The 19,146-nt window shown below is 63.7% G+C and carries 17 protein-coding genes; 5 read left to right on the forward strand and 12 right to left on the reverse strand.

Going from position 1 to position 19,146, the window contains the following annotated elements; all coding sequences use genetic code 11:
* Nucleotides 1–13: 13 nt before the first annotated feature.
* Nucleotides 14–1,411, reverse strand: a complete 1,398-nt coding sequence (locus tag V6M87_RS14610; RefSeq protein WP_332877377.1) for an amino acid permease — start codon at nucleotides 1,409–1,411, stop codon at nucleotides 14–16.
* Nucleotides 1,412–1,726: 315 nt separating this feature from the next.
* Between V6M87_RS14610 and V6M87_RS14615 the strand changes: the two genes are divergently transcribed.
* From V6M87_RS14615 to udk, 3 genes are read left to right on the forward strand one after another with little or no spacing between them, the layout of a single operon-like run.
* Complete coding sequence (locus tag V6M87_RS14615) at nucleotides 1,727–2,260, forward strand: cytochrome b (RefSeq protein ID WP_332877378.1); 534 nt, start codon at nucleotides 1,727–1,729, stop codon at nucleotides 2,258–2,260.
* A gap of 44 nt (nucleotides 2,261–2,304) precedes the next feature.
* Nucleotides 2,305–2,871 (forward strand): YceI family protein, encoded by a 567-nt coding sequence (locus V6M87_RS14620; protein ID WP_332877379.1) that lies wholly within the window; start codon nucleotides 2,305–2,307, stop codon nucleotides 2,869–2,871.
* A gap of 49 nt (nucleotides 2,872–2,920) precedes the next feature.
* The gene (gene udk, locus V6M87_RS14625) at nucleotides 2,921–3,583 is read left to right on the forward strand and encodes a uridine kinase (RefSeq protein ID WP_332877380.1); all 663 of its coding nucleotides are present in this window, start codon (nucleotides 2,921–2,923) and stop codon (nucleotides 3,581–3,583) included.
* A 194-nt stretch (nucleotides 3,584–3,777) separates the two neighbouring features.
* Here the strand turns inward: udk and V6M87_RS14630 are convergent, their stop codons facing one another.
* Both V6M87_RS14630 and V6M87_RS14635 read right to left on the reverse strand, forming a co-directional pair.
* Nucleotides 3,778–5,340 (reverse strand): S41 family peptidase, encoded by a 1,563-nt coding sequence (locus V6M87_RS14630; protein WP_332877381.1) that lies wholly within the window; start codon nucleotides 5,338–5,340, stop codon nucleotides 3,778–3,780.
* A 188-nt stretch (nucleotides 5,341–5,528) separates the two neighbouring features.
* On the reverse strand, nucleotides 5,529–5,933 hold the full coding sequence (locus tag V6M87_RS14635; protein ID WP_332877382.1) for a putative quinol monooxygenase: 405 nt from the start codon (nucleotides 5,931–5,933) through the stop codon (nucleotides 5,529–5,531).
* Between the two features lie 201 nt (nucleotides 5,934–6,134).
* Between V6M87_RS14635 and V6M87_RS14640 the strand changes: the two genes are divergently transcribed.
* Nucleotides 6,135–6,410, forward strand: coding sequence for a hypothetical protein (locus V6M87_RS14640; protein WP_332877383.1), 276 nt, complete (start codon nucleotides 6,135–6,137; stop codon nucleotides 6,408–6,410).
* Between the two features lie 212 nt (nucleotides 6,411–6,622).
* On the forward strand, nucleotides 6,623–9,037 hold the full coding sequence (locus V6M87_RS14645; RefSeq protein ID WP_332877384.1) for a TonB-dependent receptor plug domain-containing protein: 2,415 nt from the start codon (nucleotides 6,623–6,625) through the stop codon (nucleotides 9,035–9,037).
* 53 nt (nucleotides 9,038–9,090) lie between these two features.
* Here the strand turns inward: V6M87_RS14645 and V6M87_RS14650 are convergent, their stop codons facing one another.
* The 9 genes from V6M87_RS14650 to V6M87_RS14690 all read right to left on the reverse strand — a co-directional run bounded on the left by V6M87_RS14650 (nucleotide 9,091) and on the right by V6M87_RS14690 (nucleotide 19,068).
* Entirely contained in the window at nucleotides 9,091–10,230 is a 1,140-nt protein-coding gene (locus tag V6M87_RS14650) for a glutathione-independent formaldehyde dehydrogenase (RefSeq protein ID WP_332877385.1), read from the reverse strand.
* A 133-nt stretch (nucleotides 10,231–10,363) separates the two neighbouring features.
* Nucleotides 10,364–11,137 carry an SDR family NAD(P)-dependent oxidoreductase gene (locus V6M87_RS14655; protein WP_332877386.1) on the reverse strand — a complete coding sequence of 258 codons (774 nt, stop codon included), beginning with the start codon at nucleotides 11,135–11,137 and terminating at the stop codon, nucleotides 10,364–10,366.
* A 119-nt stretch (nucleotides 11,138–11,256) separates the two neighbouring features.
* Complete coding sequence (locus tag V6M87_RS14660; protein WP_332877387.1) at nucleotides 11,257–11,682, reverse strand: DoxX family protein; 426 nt, start codon at nucleotides 11,680–11,682, stop codon at nucleotides 11,257–11,259.
* The gene (locus V6M87_RS14665; protein ID WP_332877388.1) at nucleotides 11,648–11,938 is read right to left on the reverse strand and encodes a hypothetical protein; all 291 of its coding nucleotides are present in this window, start codon (nucleotides 11,936–11,938) and stop codon (nucleotides 11,648–11,650) included. The genes V6M87_RS14660 and V6M87_RS14665 overlap by 35 nt, the downstream gene beginning before the upstream one ends.
* Before the next feature lie 21 nt (nucleotides 11,939–11,959).
* Nucleotides 11,960–15,136 (reverse strand): efflux RND transporter permease subunit, encoded by a 3,177-nt coding sequence (locus tag V6M87_RS14670; protein ID WP_332877389.1) that lies wholly within the window; start codon nucleotides 15,134–15,136, stop codon nucleotides 11,960–11,962.
* Nucleotides 15,137–15,151: 15 nt separating this feature from the next.
* On the reverse strand, nucleotides 15,152–16,339 hold the full coding sequence (locus V6M87_RS14675) for an efflux RND transporter periplasmic adaptor subunit (protein WP_332877390.1): 1,188 nt from the start codon (nucleotides 16,337–16,339) through the stop codon (nucleotides 15,152–15,154).
* Nucleotides 16,340–16,352: 13 nt separating this feature from the next.
* Nucleotides 16,353–17,573 (reverse strand): TolC family protein, encoded by a 1,221-nt coding sequence (locus V6M87_RS14680; RefSeq protein ID WP_332877391.1) that lies wholly within the window; start codon nucleotides 17,571–17,573, stop codon nucleotides 16,353–16,355.
* Nucleotides 17,574–17,670: 97 nt separating this feature from the next.
* Complete coding sequence (gene czcI / locus V6M87_RS14685; protein ID WP_332877392.1) at nucleotides 17,671–18,021, reverse strand: cation efflux protein, CzcI family; 351 nt, start codon at nucleotides 18,019–18,021, stop codon at nucleotides 17,671–17,673.
* 93 nt (nucleotides 18,022–18,114) lie between these two features.
* Nucleotides 18,115–19,068 (reverse strand): IS1595 family transposase, encoded by a 954-nt coding sequence (locus V6M87_RS14690; RefSeq protein ID WP_442920594.1) that lies wholly within the window; start codon nucleotides 19,066–19,068, stop codon nucleotides 18,115–18,117.
* Nucleotides 19,069–19,146: the final 78 nt, after the last annotated feature.

Genomic DNA, 19,146 nt, shown 5'->3' on the forward strand with positions numbered 1-19,146 from the left:
TTACAACAAATGCTCAGTTCGCCGGGTGCAGCAACGAACGCTTGCGCGCATAACCAAAGTACACGGCAAGGCCGATCAGCAGCCAGACCACGAAGGCCACCCAGGTATGCCAGCTGAGGAAGCACATCAGCGTGATGCAAAACACGATGGCCAGGCCCGGAATGACCGGCACGCCCGGGCAGCGGAACGCGCGCGGCAGATCCGGGCGGGTCTTGCGCAGGATGATCACGGCCACCGACACCAGGCTGAACGCGGCCAGCGTGCCGATGTTGACCAGTTCGGCCAGCACGCCCAGCGGCACCAGCGCGGCGATCAGGCCGAACAGGATGCCGACCAGCCAGGTGGCGAAAAACGGCGTGCCGAACTTCGGGTGCACGGTCGACAGGCGGGCTGGCAGCAGGCCGTCGCGCGACATCGCGTACAGGATGCGGGTCTGGCCGTAGGCCATCACCAGGATCACGGTGCTCATGCCCAGAATTGCAGCCAGGTCGACGAAGCCAGCCACCCAGTTTTCGCCCGCGTACTGCAAGGCCAGCGACACCGGGTGGTCCACACCGAGGAAGCTTTTATAGGGCACGATGCCGGTCATGATGGCGGCCACCGCCACGTACAGGACCGTGCAAACCACCAGCGAACCGATGATCCCGATCGGCAGGTCGCGCGCCGGATTCTTGACTTCTTCGGCGGCCGACGTCACGGCATCGAAGCCGATGAAGGCGAAGAACACCAGGGCGGCGGCGCTCATCACGCCCCCCATCCCGTACGGCATGAACGGTTGCCAGTTGACCGGCTGGACGTGCTTGACGCCGACAAAAATAAACAGCAGCACGACGCCGGTTTTGATCAGGACCATGATGTTGGTCCAGCGCGCCGACTCGCGCACGCCCAGCGACAGAAGACCGGTCAACACCAGCATGATCAAAAACGCCGGCAGGTTGAACACACTGGCGACGCCCGGAATGGCGCCCGGCGCTGCGGACAGCGCAGCTGGCAGCGTGACCCCGAGGCCAGACAGCAGCGACTGGAAGTAGCCAGACCAGCCCACTGCCACGGTGGACGTCGCCAGGCCGTATTCGAGCAGCAGATCCCAGCCGATCATCCACGCCACCAGTTCGCCCAGCGTGGCATAGCTGTAGGTGTAGATCGAGCCGGCCACCGGCACGGTGGAGGCGAATTCGGCATAACACAGGGCAGCGAAGGCGCAGGCCAGCGCGGCAATGCAGAACGACAGTGTCAGCGCCGGGCCGGCGGTGACGGCGCCGGTCCCGGTCAGCACGAAAATACCGGTGCCCACGATGGCGCCGATGCCCATCAGGACCAGGTCGAACGGTCCGAGGACTTTTTTGAGGCCGCCAGGGGTACGACTGGCAGACATCATGGCATCAAGGTTTTTGGTTCTGAAAATACTCACGCACACTCCGATCAAAAAGCGCCCAGGGGGCACATGGATGTTAAATTTTGCACAGGGGCAGATGCCACGCCGCTGAACCGTCGTCCTGCATGGCCGCCATTTTATGCGATTCCGCGGCAGTTACATCCTGACAACTGCGCAATGATGCAGAAATCGCGACCAGGATGCAAAATCGTCCTGGCTGTACTGACGCGAATGAGGCCCGGCCGATTGTTCCACTGACGGATAAATGGTATCCATTTAGATGCATTGCAGTAGAAAATGGGAACTGTTAAAGTTGTCTCAGTTAAACGCAACCCACCCAGTGAGCACCCAATGCAACGCTATACCAAGACCGCCATGTCACTGCACTGGCTCAGCGCCCTGCTCATCATCAGTGCCTTCATCATGGGTCTGGTGATGACCAGCATTCCCGGCTTCTCGCCGGCCAAGCTACGCTATTTCTCGTGGCATAAATGGCTCGGGGTAACCGTGTTTGCGCTGGCCGTGCTGCGCGTGCTGTGGCGCATCTTCCACCAGCCACCGCCGCATCCTGCGCACATGCCGGTCTGGCAGAACCATGCTGCCAATGCCACGCACTGGATGCTGTACGTCCTGATTTTTGCGGTGCCCGTGTCGGGCTACCTGTACACGCTGTCGGCCGGCGTGCCGGTGGTCTACCTCGGGGTGTGGCCGATGCCGGTCTTCATGGCGCCCAATCCTGAACTGAAGCCGCTGTTTCGTGCGGTGCATTACTGGCTTGACATGACGATGGCGGCCCTCGTCGTCGCCCATGCCGGCGCCGCGCTGAAGCATCACTTGATCGACCGCGACGACGTCCTGAAACGGATGCTGCCTTTTACTAAATAACAGCGCCGGCACGGCCATCCTGTTTATTCACCCATGGAGTTGATATGAAATTCACGCAACACGCACTGCGCGCCACCTTGTTGGCCTCGACCATCTGCCTGGCGCTGGCCGCCCACGCCGCCGTCCTGAAAATCGATGCCGCCAAGAGCAGCGTGTCGGCCACGTTCAAGCAGATGAACGTGCCGATCGAAGACAAGTTCAAAAAATTCAGCGCCGTCATCGACTACGACGCCGCCAAGCCGGATGTGTCGAAAGCCACCGTGGAAATCGACACGGCCAGCCTCGACCTGGGCGACCCGGAGTATTCGAAAGAAGTCGCCAAAAAAGAGTGGTTCAATTCCGCCCAGTTCCCGAAAGCGACGTTTGTGTCGACCAGCATCAAGGCCGCCGGCGCCGGCAAGCTGGCCGTCACCGGCAATCTCACCATCAAGGGCAAGACCACGCCGGTGGCCTTCCCACTCACCGTCAGCAGCAGCGGCGGCAAGCAGATGTTCGACGGCACCTTGCCGATCAAGCGCCTGACGTACAACATCGGCGAGGGTCAATGGAAGGCCACCGACATGGTCGCCGACGAGGTGTTGATCAAGTTTCACGTGGTCGCCGGCCAATAAGGATCACCCGGCCTCTGCAGCCGGGCCGCCGCTCCGGTATCATGCGCGAATGAATAAGATCCCTTTCGTTCCCTTTATTATTGGTGTGGCCGGCGGCAGCGGCAGTGGCAAGTCAACCGTATCGCAACAAGTGCTCGCTTCGTTCGGCGCGGACATGGTGTCGGTCGTGATGCAGGACGATTACTATCGCGACCAGTCCGAGCTGACGCCGGAAGTGCGGCGCCAGCAGAATTACGACCATCCGCACGCCTTCGACTGGCCGCTACTGGTGCAGCACGTGCAGGCATTGCGCAATGGCGAGACCATCGCCATGCCCGAATACGACTTCACGATCGACAACCGTTCGACCAAGACCATCGCGGTCAAGCCGGCGCCGGTCATCGTGATCGAGGGCCTGTTCGCCTTGTATGACGCCGACCTGCGCGACATGATGTCGCTGAAAATCTTCGTCGATACGGCGTCGGACATCCGTTTTATTCGCCGCATGCAGCGCGATATCACCGAACGCGGCCGCACGCTCGAGAGCATCGTCGACCAGTACCTGGAAACGGTGCGCCCGATGCACAAGCAGTTCATCGAGCCGACCAAGCGCAACGCCGACGTCATCCTGCCGCATGGCGCAAATGGCCCGGCGGTCGACATGATTACCACCAAGGTTGCCAGCGTCATCGGCCAGTTGCAGCGCCAAAGCACAGCGCCAGCGCGCGCATAAGGCGACGGCCCGGATAAAACCATCAACGACCTCGACAGGCTGGAGTCGACCCATCGCGGACGTTGCTACCGCAGTGGTATCCAGATTCGTTATCGAAGTTGTTCCAGGACTATCGGTAACTTCCCTATTTTTTACTCGCGACTAAGATTCGGAACATAATTGGACGCACCAGTGGATGATGCTGCTGAGTGTGCTTAGCGCGCGGGCATCAGTTTTTGCCGTACCAATTGGCCCATCACACGGCGGAGGGCTTCAACGCCACCATCGGCCAGGTCGGCTGCGGTGGTCGGGAGCGTGACATCAGGCTGCAGTCCGACAGCTTGAATGGCAAACGGGCGAGTTCGGCTTGCAGCAAATTTTTCCTGTGCGACGAGGTCGATGAGCGTTGACTCGGGAATTTCATTGACGGACAGATGTGTGCCATTATCAAAGACACTAAAATTCCCACTGTATTTCACGCTGATAGCAGAATGCGGCAGCGTGAAGCCGGTTGATCCAGCGTCCCGGCCGCCACCGGCACCGACTGTTCGTTCACCTACCGTCAATGCGCCAGACGCCCATAGCCAAGTGGCCATGAATTCACCGCTGGAACGCGTGCCCGCATCTGCCCACACAATAAGTGGGCGCGGCGTTGCAATCGTACCGCAAGACGGATCTTCAACCTGTTTGAGCAGTTTCAGTCGGCCTGGCTGGCCGCCGGGAAAAACGTCGTACGTCGTCGGCAGCATTTGATCTGTTAGAGCACGCGCCAGCAGCCGGGCTTCGCGTGCGAAGCCACCCATGTTGCCACGCAAATCGATCAGCAGCACATCTGATCGGGCTGCAACGTCATTAATGCGTGCCAGTCGCTCGCGAACCACTGCGCAATAGCCGGCCAACATGGGACCATCCTCACTGGTGTCTTGCCGGGCTGCCGCCTCCGCCGCATCGTTGAATACGCTATCGTATTGGGGAGCGAATGCCCCAAAACGCACGATCCCAACTCGATAGCCGTGTGCCTGCACAATGTCAGGTAAATCGGACCGTTCCACGGCGTGCGCAAGCGCGGCGCCCGTGTGCGGCGTAATCGGTTTATACGTCAACGTCACTGTCCGCAGCTTGCTGTCTTTGCCAAGTATGCCGAAGCGCACCTCACGGTGCAAATTTAGTGCAGCATGATCAGCCGGCGTGGCAACAGCAAGCTTTAATGCCGCCTCCGCTGAACGTGAGCGACGGTTGCCACCAAACGTTTGATTGGCCGCGTTCTCCAGCCAGCGTTTAACAGGCTGCCCGTCGATATCGATGATCTGTTCACCATCCAGCAAAGCCGTCACCGCCGGATCGATGTGACGCCAGACCACCATCGCCCCGTCGCTGCTTGTTCTGAACAGAATACCAAGGGCTTCTTGTTTGCCGCTTTTAAGATCGACGATCGCAACGTGCTGATCTTGAAGTGGCGCCAAAGCGGTGATGATGTCTGCGTAGGAACCGAGCGCTGGCGGTACCGGAGCCCGCCATAAAGCGTTGTTGCCTTGTACTTCTGCTGGAAAGGCCAGACGATAACGTTCGACCCAGGCAAACGAAGGATAGTGCTGTCGCAACTCCTGCCTAAGCGCCTCGCCGTCGGTCTGGGAAGTTTCCGCAAACGCGATTGTGGAGCAGGACAATAGCGCTGCAGTCAAAAGAAAACTGCGTGGTGCACTGAAGCACGCTGTCCATCCGAGCAAACTACTGCCGGCTGCCGGGAAAAATCCATTTTGCTTCTTGATTTTAATCATCGTCTAGCCGTCGCGTTCTTAAGTCAATATGAGTGAGACAGGGGGAATAGGACGACGTGCCCAACGACCGCTGTTGGCCGAAACCAGCTGTTCGGCGCAGCATAGCAAATTGCCAAGTTAAAAATCCAGTGCTGTCGATACCGCCGGTAGGGCCCCGAACCAGCCGTCCCACACTTCTTGAATGAAGTTTAGTGGTCTTGCGGTAAACGCATTCCAAATCCACCGACCGGATGCGTCTCGAACCGCTCACCGAACCCCGAGATAAGCGGCCGGCCGGCCTGCAGCGCCGCCCTGATGGCTGGCAGGTCAAGCGACGCTTTATGACTCGCTGCGCTTTCCCCTATCTCGGTCACCCACAAGGCGTCGGTATCGGCGGGATCAACAGCAACCACATAGCTCAGGCATCCGGGCATGGACTGCGTCGCCTGCAACAGGATCGATGCCAGCGCGTCGCGTTGACCAGGCTTCGTTTTGATTTTTGCAATCGTGCCATACATCGCTTTTCGCGCCGTCGTGGACGGCGGTGTGGACTGACACGCAGCCAGAGGCGCGAGTGCGATGGCGGTTACCAGCGTGCGGCGCTTTTTTTGCATCGGGATTCCATAGGGCGTGAATCGATGCATCAGGATAACATTTATTAAACGCTATGATTTCGCATTTTATGCGCGAAAGCGGCGACTGCCGCTTTGTGCCTTTTGCTGGCGCCTGTATTGCGCAGGCGATTCGTTGTGCGCCTTTATTCTGCGCCTGCGATCGGCTAAACTGAGCGCTGTCGCAACCGCCCGCCTCAGCAGATGACCTATCCCTTCCACACCCGGGCCCGCGAGCAAACCGACGGCAGCACCAGCGCTGCCTTCCGCCTCACGGCAGCCATCCTTGCCAGCGCCGCGGTGCTGCTGTTCTTCATGGTCGGCACCGACGCCGGCCTCGGCAGCGCAAGCGCATGGATCGTGGCCGCAGCCATTGGCGTCGCTGCGTTCGTGCTGGCCCACGTGCTCATTACGGTGATCATGATCGTGGTCGCGCCGGCCCTGATCATCGCGGTGCTGGTGCGCTTCCTCGCCACATAAGCGGGCGCTGACGGGCCGGCTGCCTTCGATCCAGTTTGACCTGCCCCGATCAAGCCGATCCGGCAGGATCTGTTTGATCGGGCGCCTCTATCGCGCTGGAATATAAGCATACAAGGAATCGGTATTGGCGCGGCCACCTGGGCGCTGCTAATCTTGCCGCCCGTTGGCTGCCAAAGTGCAGCCATGCCCCATTCCAGAAGATAGAGAGAACCATGAGCTGCAAACACCCCCACGCCAACCCTGCCCGCGCCGTGCTCGTCCTCGGCCTGATCGCCACGCTGGCGCCATTGACTGCCCACGCACAGGAAAACGCGCCACAGACTGCGGCCAGCGCAGCCGACCTGCAAACGGTCGTCGTCACCGGCACCCGCTCGCTGAACCGCCGCTCGCTTGACTCCGCGTCGCCGGTCGACGTCATCGGCAGCAAGGACTTGCTCGGCACCGGTTCGGGTGAACTGGCCACGGTGCTCGCGCGCCTGCTGCCGTCGATGAATTTTGCGCGCCCGAGCGGCGCCGATGCCAGCGACGCGGTACGCCCGGCGCAACTGCGCGGCCTGTCGCCCGACCAGACACTGGTGCTGGTCAACGGCAAGCGCCGCCACAGCTCGGCCGTGGTGAATGTCAACGGCACGCTCGGCCGCGGTTCGGCCCCGGTCGACCTGAACGCCATTCCGCTGGCCGCGATCGACCACATCGAAGTGCTGCGCGATGGCGCCGCGGCGCAATACGGCTCGGACGCGATTGCCGGCGTGATCAACATCATCCTGAAAAAAGGCGCCGACGGCGGCGAAGCCGAAGTGGTGTACGGCCAGTACGACAAGGGCGACGGTGCGCAGAGCACCGTGCGCGGCTCGACCGGCTTCAAGCTCGGTGAAGATGGCTGGGTACGCGTGGCGATCGAGGCCGCCAACCGCGATTTCACCAACCGTTCGTTTGCCGACCCGCGTCCGGCGGCCGGGACGCGCCAGGGCACCATCACCCAGCGCTACGGCGACCCGGACAGCCGTCCGCGCACGCTGTTCGTCAACAGCCAGTACCGCATCAACGACGCCATCGACTGGTACGCCTTCGCCAATTACGGCGAGCGCAAGACGTCGTCAGCGGCGAACTTCCGCACCGCTTACACCGACGCCACGCGCACCACGCTGCGCACCAGCCTGTATCCGGAGGGCTTCAGCCCGCTGGAAAACAGCAAATCGGTCGACACCTCGGTGGTGACGGGCTTGCGCGGCGAACTGGCCGGCTGGCGCTGGGACGCCAGCCTGAACTACGGGCGCAACCGCTTCTCGCTGGACGTCGACAATTCCGTCAATTACAGCCTGGGCGCGGCCAGCCCGCGCAGTTTCTACGCCGGCGAGCTGAGTTCGACGCAGGAACTGGCCAACCTGGATGTCGCGCGCGAGATTCCGGTGTCATTCATGAGCGGGCCGCTGACCGTGGCCGTGGGCCTTGAAGCGCGCCACGAAGCCTACGAAATCGGCGCCGGCGAAGCGAATTCGTATGTCGGCAGCGGTGCCCAGGGCTATTCGGGCTTCCGTCCGGAGAACGCCGGCAAGAACAGCCGCAACAACCAGTCGCTGTACCTGAATCTGGAAGGCGACATCACCAAACAGTTGTCGGGTGCACTGGCCGTGCGCCATGAGCATTACAGCGATTTCGGCAATGCCAACTCGGCCAAGGCCTCGGCACGCTATGCCTTCACCCCGAGCTTCGCGCTGCGCGGTACGGCGTCGAACGGGTTCCGCGCGCCGTCGCTGGCTCAGACCTTCTACACCATCACGACCACCAATACCCTGCTGGTGAACGGCACCAGCACGCCGGTCGAAACAGGTACCTTCCCGGTCGGCAGCGCCGCGGCCAGGGCGCTCGGCGCGCAGCCTCTGAAAGCGGAACGGGCGCGCAACCTGTCGGTCGGCGCCCAGTGGCAGCCCACGCGCAACTGGACCACCTCGGTCGACCTGTACCGCATCGACATCGACGACCGCGTCGTGTTCTCGTCGAACCTGCAGCTGGCCAATGCCCCGGCGCTGGCCAGCGCGCTGGCCGTGCAAGGCGTGTATGTCGGCGCCGCGCGCTATTTCACCAACGCCGTCGACACCCGCACCAAGGGTGTGGACATCGTCAGCACCTACCGCCTCAACCTGGAGCAAGGCGCGCGCGCCGACCTGACGCTGGCCTACAACCACAACGACAACGAAGTGCTGCATACGGCGGCCACCCCGGCCGTGCTGGCGGCGCAGAAGTTGCTGCTGGTTGACCGCCAGACGGTCAGCCGACTGACTGTCGGCTCGCCCAAGGACAAGCTGAGCTTGACGGGCGACTACACACAAGGCGCCTGGAACGGCCATGCGGTCGTCACCCGCTACGGCAAGTTCACCGTGCCGCAGAACGATGCCGCGCTCGACCAGACCTACCAGCCGCAGTGGGTGCTCGACCTGGCCGCCAGCGTGCGCATCGCGCGCCAGTGGCGCCTGAGCGCCGGCATCGACAATGTCACCAACCGCTATCCGGGCCAGGTGACGACGCTCGCCAACCTGAACGTTAACGGCACCCAGCCGTACAGCGTGTGGGCGCCGAACGGCTTCAACGGGCGCTTCCTGTATCTGAAAGCCGGTTATACCTGGTAAACAAGATGCAGGTCACGGCAGGACGGTGCGGGTGCACCGTCCGCTGATAAAACTTACATGCCTGGTTTCAGGATGACCTTGGTCCAGCCGTCAGCGCGCTTGTCAAAATTTTCGTAAGCGCGCGGTGCGTCGGCCAGCGCCAGTTCATGCGAAATGATCTGCGACGGCTTGGCTTTGCCGGCCTGGATCAGGCGGGCCAGGTTGCGGTTGTAGTGTTTCACATTGGCCTGCCCGGTGGCGATTTTCTGGCCCTTGAACCAGAACTTGCCGAAGTCGAACGCCAGCTTGCCTTCTTTGGCCAGGTCGTCCTTCGCACCGGGATCCTGCGGCAGGAACACGCCGACCACGCCGATGGAACCGGTGGCCTTGACCGTCTGCACCAGATTGTTCATCGTCAGATGCGGCACTTCGGCGCCGTGCTTGTTGCAGCACTGGTAACCGACGCATTCGCAGCCGCGATCGGCGCCCTTGCCATCGGTCAGATCGAGCACTTTCTGGACGCCGGCGTCACCGGTATCGTCGATCGCGATGGCGCCCAGTTTCTCGGCCAAGGCCAGGCGATCCTTGTGCGTATCGACCACGAACACCTGGCTCGCGCCCTTGATGAACGACGACATCGCGGCCATCAGGCCAACCGGCCCGGCACCGTAAATGACCACCGATTCGCCCGGCAGCACGCCGGCCAGTTCGGTCGCGTGGTAACCGGTCGGCAGTATGTCCGACAGCATGACGTAGTCGTTCTCTTTTTCCTTCGCGTCTTCCGGCAGCACCAGGCAATTGTAGTCGCCGAACGGCACCCGCAGCAGTTCGGCCTGGCCGCCGCTGTACGGGCCCATGCCGGCAAAACCGTAGGCGGCGCCAGCGGTACCTGGATTGGCGGTCAGGCAATAGCCGGACAAGCCGCGCTCGCAATTTTCGCAAAAGCCGCAACCGATATTAAATGGCAGGCACACCATATCCCCCACCTTGACGCGCTCGACCGCCTTGCCGACTTCGATCACTTCCCCCATATTTTCGTGGCCGAAGATGCTGCCGGTTTCGAAACTGGTGCGGCCTTCGTACATATGCAGATCCGAGCCGCAGATATTGGTGGTGGTAACGCGCACCAGCACGTCGGTTGGCTTTTCGATCGTTGCGTCGGGCACGTTCTTGACTTGCACGTCATAGGGACCGTTATAAACAATTGCTTTCATGGCGTATTCCTTTGCATGGTCTGGAGGGAGGACCACGAGTCTGCACGCCACATCGCCCGTACAGTGTGGGCGAGCTAACAGAGCGGGGAAATGATGCAAAATAATTAAGATGCTACATGCGCATCAGCGGCGCTCACGATCTTGAATGCCGGCGCGGCTGGCCGTTGGAGGCGCGCAGTCCGGCGTCGACCGGCAGGTTGACGCCAGTGATGAGGCGGGCATCGTCGCTGGCCAGAAAGGCCATGGCAGCGGCAATGCCGTCCGGGTCCTCGGGCCCGCCCAGCGGCATGCGGTCGTTGAATTGGGCGACCCGTTCGGGATCCTTCAGCATCTCCGTCGTCATCCCGGTTTTGGTCAGGCTGGGGTTGACCGCGTTCACCCGTACGCCATCCTTGGCAGCATCGAGCGCCATCGCGCGCACCATATTGCTGACCGCGCCCTTCGACGTGTTGTACGCGAACATTTCCCAGTCACCGCCCAGGCCCGACACGGACGACGTCATGACGATCGCACCGCGGGTTTTCACCAGCTCGGGCAGCGCGGCTTTCGCCATGTAAAAGTAGCCGGTGACATTGACTGCCATGACGCGGGCGAAGTCTTCTTCGCTGGTGTGCATGATGTCGCCCTGGATGGCAATGCCGGCGTTGTTGATCAGGACATCGATCGCGCCGAAACGCGCGACCGCTGCCTTCACGGCGCTGGCGGCGCTGGCCTTGTCGGCGGTGTCGCCGACCTGAAGCAGCACGCGGTCCTGGGGAAATGCGGCCGCGACTTGCTTGAGGCTCGCTTCGTCGATATCGAGCATGACGACACGCGCGCCTTCATCGAGGAAGCGGCGGGTGGCCGCCAGGCCCATACCGGACGCGGCGCCGGTAATCAAGACAGTTTTTCCTTCGAAACGGTTCATTTTTTCCCTTTGAGTATGGCCGGCATCGTTTGCGAGCATGTGGCAACGACGTTATCACAGCAGTTGCGAAGACGGCCTTACGGTTCCATCAGGAAAAAAGCCTTGTCGGTCAGGAGAAGTTAGTTGAAGCGTCCGTTCACACCGCCGACGCTGAACCGGCCGGCTCCCAGCAAGGCGATGGCCAGCGCAGCGAAGAAGTACATGCCCTGCAGTTCCAGCGCCCAGCCGCCGGTGTCGTTCAGCGTGAAGAACATGCTGGTGTGGGCCAGCAGGACGGCGACGATCATGTTGATGGCGATGACCAGCGCCGCGCCGCGGGTGAACAGGCCGAACAGGATGAACAGCGGCGCGATGACTTCGCCGATGTAGACGCCGTAGCCGAACACCGCCGGCAAGCCCGCCTTGGCCAGCAGGTCGGCCACGAAGCCGATCCCGTGGCTCATTTTGCCGATGCCATGAAACAGCAACATGGCGGCCAGGACGGCGCGCAGGAGCAGTTTGCCTGCGTCGTCAGACGTGCGGAGGGTGGTGGTATCGGTTTGCATCGTGTCGCTTTCTTGATTGTTGTGGTGGACGGACCGGCGCGTCGAGCTGCGCCGCGAACCATTGCGCGAAATTGCCGACCATGGCGCCGGTCAGGCTGTGGTCGCTTTGACATGCATGATACGGCAGCGGCAGGCCGAGGCCGTTCAGTACGTTTTTCGCGTGGCGCGCCGCATGGATGCCCGTCACGGCGTCCTGCACGCCGTGACCAAAACATACCGGCAATGGGGCCAGCATCAGCGCCACGCTGGCGCGCATGATGCGGTTTTCAATGACCGCTCAATGCCTTGAGGCGACCACCGGTGTGTGCCCAGCATCCCCCTGCGTGTCGCGGCGGCGGTAAGCCAGCCGGTACAGCAGCGGCAGCACCAGCAGGGTCAGCGCGGTCGACGAGATGATGCCGCCGATGACCACCGTTGCCAGTGGGCGCTGCACTTCGGCGCCGGTGCCGCTGGCCAGCGCCATCGGCACGAAGCCGAGCGAGGCCACCAGCGCCGTCATCAGGACTGGCCGCAGCCGCGTCAGCGCGCCTTCGGTGATCGCCTGTTCCAGGCCGGCGCCGCCTTCGCGCAGGCTGCGGATGAAGGACAGCATCACCAGGCCATTCAACACCGCCACGCCGGACAGCGCGATAAAGCCCACCGCCGCCGAAATCGACAGCGGAATGTCGCGCAGCCACAGCGCCAGGATGCCGCCGGTGAGTGCCAGCGGAATGCCGGAGAACACGATCAGGCCGTCGCGCAGATTACCGAACATGGCGAACAACAGCACCAGCACCAGCAGCAACGCCCCCGGCACCACGATCTGCAAGCGTTTGAGCGCCGACTGCAGCTGCTCGAACTGGCCACCCCAGGTGATCCAGTACCCTGCCGGCAGCGTCACCGACGCCTTCACCGCCGCCTGCGCCGCGCCGACGAAGGAACCGATGTCGCGCCCGCGCACATTCGCGCTGACCACCACGCGGCGCTTGCCGTTTTCGCGGCTGACCTGGTTCGGACCGGGCGCCAGCGTCAGCGTGGCGATCTCGCCGAGCGGGATGAAGCGCAAGGCGGCGTCGGGGTTGCCGCTGCGCGGCAGCGCGACTGGCAGGCGCTGCATCGCGTCGAGGTCATTTCTGGCCGCCTCTGGCAAGCGCACCACGATGTCGAAGCGGCGGTCGCCTTCGAACAGCGTGCCGGCGCCGCGCCCGCCGATGGCGGTGGCCAGCGTGTCCTGCACCTCGCCCGTGTTCAGGCCGTAGCGCGCGGCTTTGGCGCGGTCGACCTGCACCGTCAGCATGGCCAGACCTGCCGCCTGCTCGACCTTGACGTCGGTCGCGCCCGCCACCTTCTGCAGCAGCGCGGCAATCTGCGTGGCGTTCTTGGTCAGCACCGCCATATCGTCGCCGAACACTTTCACGGCCACGTCGCTGCGCACGCCAGAAATGAGTTCGTTGAAACGCAGCTGAATCGGCTGCGAAAATTCATACGCATTACCGGGCAGCGTGTCCGCGGTCGCCTGGATCGCGGCCAGCAGTTGGTCGCGGGTCTTGGCAGGACGCGGCCACTGCGCCACGGGTTTGAGCATGATGTAGCCGTCCGACATATTCGGCGGCATCGGATCCGACGCCACTTCCGCCGTGCCGGTGCGGGCAAACACGCGCGCGATTTCGGGGTGCTTCGCCATCAGCTCGCGTTCCAGCGTCTGCTCCATCGCAACCGACTGCGACAGGCTGGTGCCGGGAATCCGCAGCGCGTTAAAAGCAAAATCCCCCTCGTTGAGATTGGGCGCGAACTCGCTGCCCAGGCGCGTGGCCAGCAAACCGGACAACACCACCGCCACCGCCGCAAACGTCAGCACCACCGCGCCGTTGGCCATCACGCGGGTGAGCAGCGGCGCGTACAGGCGTTTCGCGCCCAGCATCAAACGGCTCTCCTTTTCGGCCACCGAGTCGCCGATGAACAGGGCGACGGCGGCCGGGATGAAGGTGATCGACAACAGCATCGCGGCCACCAGCGCGATGACCACGGTGATGGCCATCGGATGGAACATGCGCCCTTCCACGCCGGTGAGCGCGAAGATTGGCAGGTACACCACCATGATGATCAGCTGGCCAAAGATCAGCGGACGGCGCGCCTCGCCGGAGGCAATGAACACCTCGTGAAAGCGCTCCTTGCGCGTCAGCGGGCGCCCCAGCTGCTGCTGGGCGTGGGCCAGGCGACGCACGCAGTTTTCCACGATGACCACGGCGCCGTCGATGATGATGCCGAAGTCGAGCGCGCCCAGGCTGAGCAGGTTGGCGCTGACTTTATAGCTGACCATGCCCGTGAAGGTGAACAGCATCGACAGCGGAATGACCATCGCCGTGATCAGCGCCGCGCGGATATTCCCGAGGAACAGGAACAGCACGGCGATGACCAGCAGCGCGCCTTCGAGCAGGTTTTTCTTGACGGTGGCGATGGCCTTATCGACCAGGACCGTGCGGTCGTACACCGTAACGGCGTGCACGCCGGCCGGCAGAGAACGGTTGATGTCGACCATCTTGCGGTCGACCGCCTGCGCCACGGCGCGGCTGTTTTCGCCGATCAGCATGAACACGGTGCCGAGCACCACCTCGCGCCCATTCTCGGTGGCCGCACCGGTGCGCAGTTCGCGCCCGACGCCAACTGCCGCCACGTCGCGGATCCGCACCGGCACGCCGTCCACCGCGCCCATCAGGATGTTGCCGATGTCGGCCGGCGTGCCGACCTGCCCCGGCGTTCGCACCAGCAGTTGTTCGCCCTGCTTCTCGATATAGCCGGCGCCCAGCGTGCCGTTGTTGCGATCGAGTGCGTCGACGACGTTGGTCAAGGTGTAGCCGTAGGCCGCCAGGCGCGCAGGGTCCGGCGCCACCTGGTACTCCTTGGCATAGCCGCCGATGGTGTTGATCTCGGTGACGCCGGGGACGATGCGCAGCTGCGGCTTGATGATCCAGTCCTGGATCTCGCGCAGGTCGGTCGGCGTCCAGGGTGTGCCGTCCGGCTTTTTGGCGCCCTCCTGCGCTTCCACCGTCCACAGGTAGATTTCACCAAGGCCGGTGGAAATCGGCCCCAGCGCGGGCGTCACGCCGGGCGGCAAGCTTGCAGCCGCGGCCTGCAGGCGCTCATTGACCAGCTGGCGCGCAAAATAGATGTCGGTGCCGTCCTTGAACGTCACCGTCACCTGCGACAGACCGTAGCGCGAGACCGAGCGGGTCTGATCCAGGCGCGGCAGGCCGGCCATCGCGGTTTCAATGGGAAAGGTAACGCGCTGCTCGGCTTCGAGCGGCGAAAAGCCCGGCGCGGCGCTGTTTACCTGCACCTGGACGTTGGTGATGTCGGGCACCGCGTCGATGGGCAGCTTCTGGTAGTTGTAGATGCCCAGCGCCGCCAGGCCGAGGACGACCAGCAGTACCAGCGCGCGCTGGGCAATGGCAAAGCGAATGATGGAATCGAACATGTCAGGCGCCTCGCATCAGTGACCGCCTTCGCTGGCTTTACCCAGCTCGGCTTTAATGACAAAACTGTTGGCGGCGGCATACGCGTCGCCGGCCGCCAGGCCCGTGCGCACTTCGACCTGATTCTTGTCGGCGCGCCCCAGCGTGACGGCGCGCGCGGCGAAGCCGCCGGCCACCCGCACGAATACGGCCGGTTTGTCTTCGATGGTCTGGATGGCGCTGGCGGCGACCGCCACCGGCACGGCGCGCTCGCCGGACGACACCTCGAGATCGACGTCGACAAACATCCCCGGCCGCCACGCACCCTGCCCATTGGCCAGCACGATGCGCGCCACCGCGGTGCGGGTCTGGTTGCCCAGCAGCGCGCCGACGTAGGCCACTTTCCCGGCCACGCCTGCTTTCTTCGCGCCCGCCCTGACCGTTACATTCTCGCCCACCCGCACTTGCGCCAGGTCGCCGGCCGGCACGGCCACGTCGGCCCACACGGTGCTCAGATCGGAGACCATGAACAGCACGTTGTCGTTTTTCACCGACTGGCCCAGCGCGATATGTTTTTCGACGATGACGCCATCGAACGGCGCGCGCACGGCGTAGCTGTTCAGGCTACCCGCGCTTGCTCCACCTGCCCCCAGCGCAGCGAGCTTTTGCTGCGCGTTATTGACGCCGATCTCGGCTTCCTGCATGGCCTGGCGCGCCTGCAGGTAATCCTGCTCGGCCGAGATTTTTTCTTCCCACAGCTGTTTTTCGCGCGCGTACGTGGTGCGCGCCAGCGCCAGGCGCCGCTGCGCCATCAGCGCGGCGCTGCGCTGATCGGACAAGTCGACGCTGGCAATCAGCGCCAGCACCTGGCCGCGCCTGACCTGCTGGCCGATGTCGGCCTGCACCGCCTGCACGGTGCCGCCCAGCAGCGGCACCACCTGGGCCGTGCGGTCGGCATTGAAGCGGATTTCACCGGGCAGCGTGATGGCACTGTGGATGGTGGCCGGCGCCGCCGTCAGGATGGCGATGGCCGACGTCTTGATCTGCGCCTCGGTCAGCTTCACGGTGCCGTCGTGGCCTGCTTCCTCTGCGTGGGCGGCGGCGGGCGCCGCTTCGGTGGACTCGCTGGCCGGTTTCAAAAAGACAATGAGCAACGCCAGGATCAGGCCGGCGGCCACGATGGCGCCGATGGCGATTTTTTGTTTGGGGGTTTGTTGAATGTTCATGGTCGGGTCTGCATCAATTGGGGGCGCCGGCCAGGCGCTCGAGATGGGCGGCGGCGCGGTGGGCGTCGGCCAGCGCGACCAGCCAGGCCACTTTCGCGGCGATCAGGGTGCGCTGCGCGTCGAGCACGTCGACATAGGCGAATTTGCCGAAATCAAAACCTTTGACGGCGGCTTCCCAGGCGCTTTGCGCGCCCGGCAGGATCTCGCCAGACAAGGCCTGCGCCTCGGCGCGCGCGGTCTGCAGCGCCTGCCAGGCCTGCGCCAGTTGCTTGTGGGTGTCGGTGCTGGTGGCCAGCAAGCCATCCTCAGCCTGGTCGGTGCGGCGCAGCGCTTCCAGCACGTTGCCGGCATTCCGGTCGAACAGCGGCAACGGCACCGAGACGCCGAATACGGCCTGGTTACGACCCAGTTCGGCCGAGCGCTTCATGCCGACGGTAAACGTGACGTCAGGCAGCCGGCGGCTTTGCTCGAGGCGCAGCAGCGCCTGGCGCCGGTCGATTTCGGCGCGCGCACGCACCAAAGCGGGTGACTGCGCCAGCTTCGCTACCAGCGTATCCCAGTCGGGCAAGGCGGGCAGCACCTCGAGGCTGCCAGCGGCGGCGTCGAACCGGGGCCGGGTCTCGCCCCAAAATGCGGCCAGGGTCTGGCGCGCTGCGGCCAGTTCGGCGTTCGCCTTGAGCGTATCGAGCCGCACATTCGCTTCGGCCACGCGCGCGCGGGTTTCTTCCACCGGCGACACCTTGCCGGCCTGGACGCGCCGGGCGACAGTCGTGCTCACGCGCGCGGCCACGTCCTGCGCCTCTTTCGCCAGCTGCACGCGCGCCTGCGCGGCCAGTAGCTCGGTAAAGGCGATGGTGACGCCGGCCGTGATCTCGGCGTGGCGCGCCTGCAGGTCGGCGCTGGCCGCATCCAGGCCGCGTGTGGCGGCGTCGATGCGGCGTTGGCGCTTGCCGCCCAGCTCCAGCGGCGCGCTCAGTGTTAACGTGGTTTCGCGCGTATCGCGCCGGGTGTCCTCGAACCCCATGTCGAGGACGGGATTGGGCCGGGCGCCGGCTTGCAGCACGGCGCCCTCGATGGCTTGGCGCTCGTGGCGCGCGCTCGCCAGTTGCGGATTGGCTTGCGCCGTAAGGGACAGCGCGGCTGCCAGCGTCAGCGGCTCAGGCGCAAGGCTGCTTTGGGCGTGGACAGGCCACGCCAGGGCCAGCAAGGCCCAGGGAATACAGGTTCGAAACATCGAATTCTCCAGTAAAACGGAAAGGAATTCGACGAGACGACGCAGTGCGCCTTCAGTGAAGTACGGTCAGATCAGGTGGACAACGGGTCTCGTCGCGTCAGGCGACGAGCGACCAGTTGGGCCGGGGCGGCCGGTGCGGGATGTGCGAGGTGTAGGTGAGCGCAAGCGACGCGACCTGGGCGCGCGCGGCAGGCACGGCAGGACGGCTAGCGAAGGGCACGAAGGACGCATGCGAGAACAGATGGCAGTACTCGCAATCGGCGTCGGCGCCTTTTACCTTGACCTTGCCGTGACCGTCGGGCTCGCCCGGCTTGGCATCGTGCTGGTGGGCGTGGTGCCCGAAGTGAACCGGCGCATTCTGTTCGTGCTGACAATACACAGCCGCCGCGGACCAGGCGTACTGGACCGGCAGGATCAACATCAGCAGGATAAGGAGGAGGCGTTTCACACGGCGAAGGATAGCACGGAGCCCGCCGGTTCGCTTCGCCCACCTAACTGCCGTTTAATAAGGCGCTGTTCGCGTTAGTTGGGCAGCTTTCGATCAGCCGGACTCTGCAGCAGCAAGCAGCAAGCGCGTTGGCGTACGCAACTGTCCATCATCGAGCACGCGCTGCCAGCCGGAATAATGCACGAGGTATTTGCTGGCCACGCCGCGAAACCGAATCAGCCAGCCCTTGAAGCGGGCATGCCAGCCGTTCACATTCTGGATGTGGATCTCGCCGCGCGAGCGTTCTCCCGCACGCACATTGACGAATGCGTGGCGAATGCCGCTGTCCTGTGCGAAGCGCCGGTAGGCCATCGCGCCATCGCTGATCAGCAACCCTTGGACGGGCAAGACCTTGCCCAGGCAGGCGCCCAATTGCACGGCGCTGACGGGCCCGCGCCCGGTGTGAAAATCGAGGGTTCGGCCGCGACGGTCACGGGCGACCAGCAGGCAGTCGAGTTCGCTACTGATGCCGCGCCGCCGTGCTTTGCCCGCACGCTTCCTCGGCGGCCGCGTCATCTGGCGCGATCCTTTCTGTGATTCAATCAAATAAGTTTCGTCCGCTTCCACGATTGGCCCGAGGGTGGCCGCCCGGCCGCGCGCCGCGCCCGGAACAAACCGGTGGCGCCAGCGAAAACTGGTGGTGCGGTGCACGCCCGTGATGGCGGCGGCGGCGCGCACGCTGCGTGCGTCGAGCACGCACTGCAAATAAGTGAGCCAATGGCCGCGCTTGCGCAGGCGCGCCAGCGGCGTGCGGGTCAGTGCATTGTAGCTGCGCCGGCAAGCGAGGCAGCGAAACCGCTGCAAGCCGCTGGCCCGGCCACAGCGGTGCACCCGTTGACTGCCGCAGTGCGGGCAGGGCCGGCCATGTGCGGCTTGCTCGATGAGCGCCAGGCATTCGGCCGGATCGCGGATGGCGGCCAACCATGCGCGTAGTTGCGCCAGCGCCGCCGGCGCCAGTACGGCCCCTTCCAGTGCCTCGAACAATTGATTGAAAGACAGTGCCTCCATCATCGCCTCCCCATGGCTTACCTCGACCATGGGTGAGACTGCGGCGGGTGGATTTGGTTCGTCTACCTAACGCGAACA

Origin of the sequence: Massilia sp. S19_KUP03_FR1, assembly GCF_036688685.1 — a bacterium.
Lineage (GTDB): Bacteria > Pseudomonadota > Gammaproteobacteria > Burkholderiales > Burkholderiaceae_D > JALYUM01.

Coding starts and splice junctions, on each gene's coding strand:
- V6M87_RS14675 (WP_332877390.1), bottom strand. CDS start 16,339: ATGAACATTCAACAAACCCCCAAACAAAAAATCGCCATCGGCGCCATC.
- V6M87_RS14650 (WP_332877385.1), bottom strand. CDS start 10,230: ATGAAAGCAATTGTTTATAACGGTCCCTATGACGTGCAAGTCAAGAAC.
- V6M87_RS14640 (WP_332877383.1), top strand. CDS start 6,135: ATGACCTATCCCTTCCACACCCGGGCCCGCGAGCAAACCGACGGCAGC.
- V6M87_RS14660 (WP_332877387.1), bottom strand. CDS start 11,682: ATGCAAACCGATACCACCACCCTCCGCACGTCTGACGACGCAGGCAAA.
- V6M87_RS14670 (WP_332877389.1), bottom strand. CDS start 15,136: ATGTTCGATTCCATCATTCGCTTTGCCATTGCCCAGCGCGCGCTGGTA.
- V6M87_RS14645 (WP_332877384.1), top strand. CDS start 6,623: ATGAGCTGCAAACACCCCCACGCCAACCCTGCCCGCGCCGTGCTCGTC.
- V6M87_RS14615 (WP_332877378.1), top strand. CDS start 1,727: ATGCAACGCTATACCAAGACCGCCATGTCACTGCACTGGCTCAGCGCC.
- V6M87_RS14665 (WP_332877388.1), bottom strand. CDS start 11,938: ATGCGCGCCAGCGTGGCGCTGATGCTGGCCCCATTGCCGGTATGTTTT.
- V6M87_RS14620 (WP_332877379.1), top strand. CDS start 2,305: ATGAAATTCACGCAACACGCACTGCGCGCCACCTTGTTGGCCTCGACC.
- V6M87_RS14630 (WP_332877381.1), bottom strand. CDS start 5,340: ATGATTAAAATCAAGAAGCAAAATGGATTTTTCCCGGCAGCCGGCAGT.
- udk (WP_332877380.1), top strand. CDS start 2,921: ATGAATAAGATCCCTTTCGTTCCCTTTATTATTGGTGTGGCCGGCGGC.
- V6M87_RS14690 (WP_442920594.1), bottom strand. CDS start 19,068: ATGGAGGCACTGTCTTTCAATCAATTGTTCGAGGCACTGGAAGGGGCC.
- V6M87_RS14680 (WP_332877391.1), bottom strand. CDS start 17,573: ATGTTTCGAACCTGTATTCCCTGGGCCTTGCTGGCCCTGGCGTGGCCT.
- V6M87_RS14635 (WP_332877382.1), bottom strand. CDS start 5,933: ATGCAAAAAAAGCGCCGCACGCTGGTAACCGCCATCGCACTCGCGCCT.
- V6M87_RS14655 (WP_332877386.1), bottom strand. CDS start 11,137: ATGAACCGTTTCGAAGGAAAAACTGTCTTGATTACCGGCGCCGCGTCC.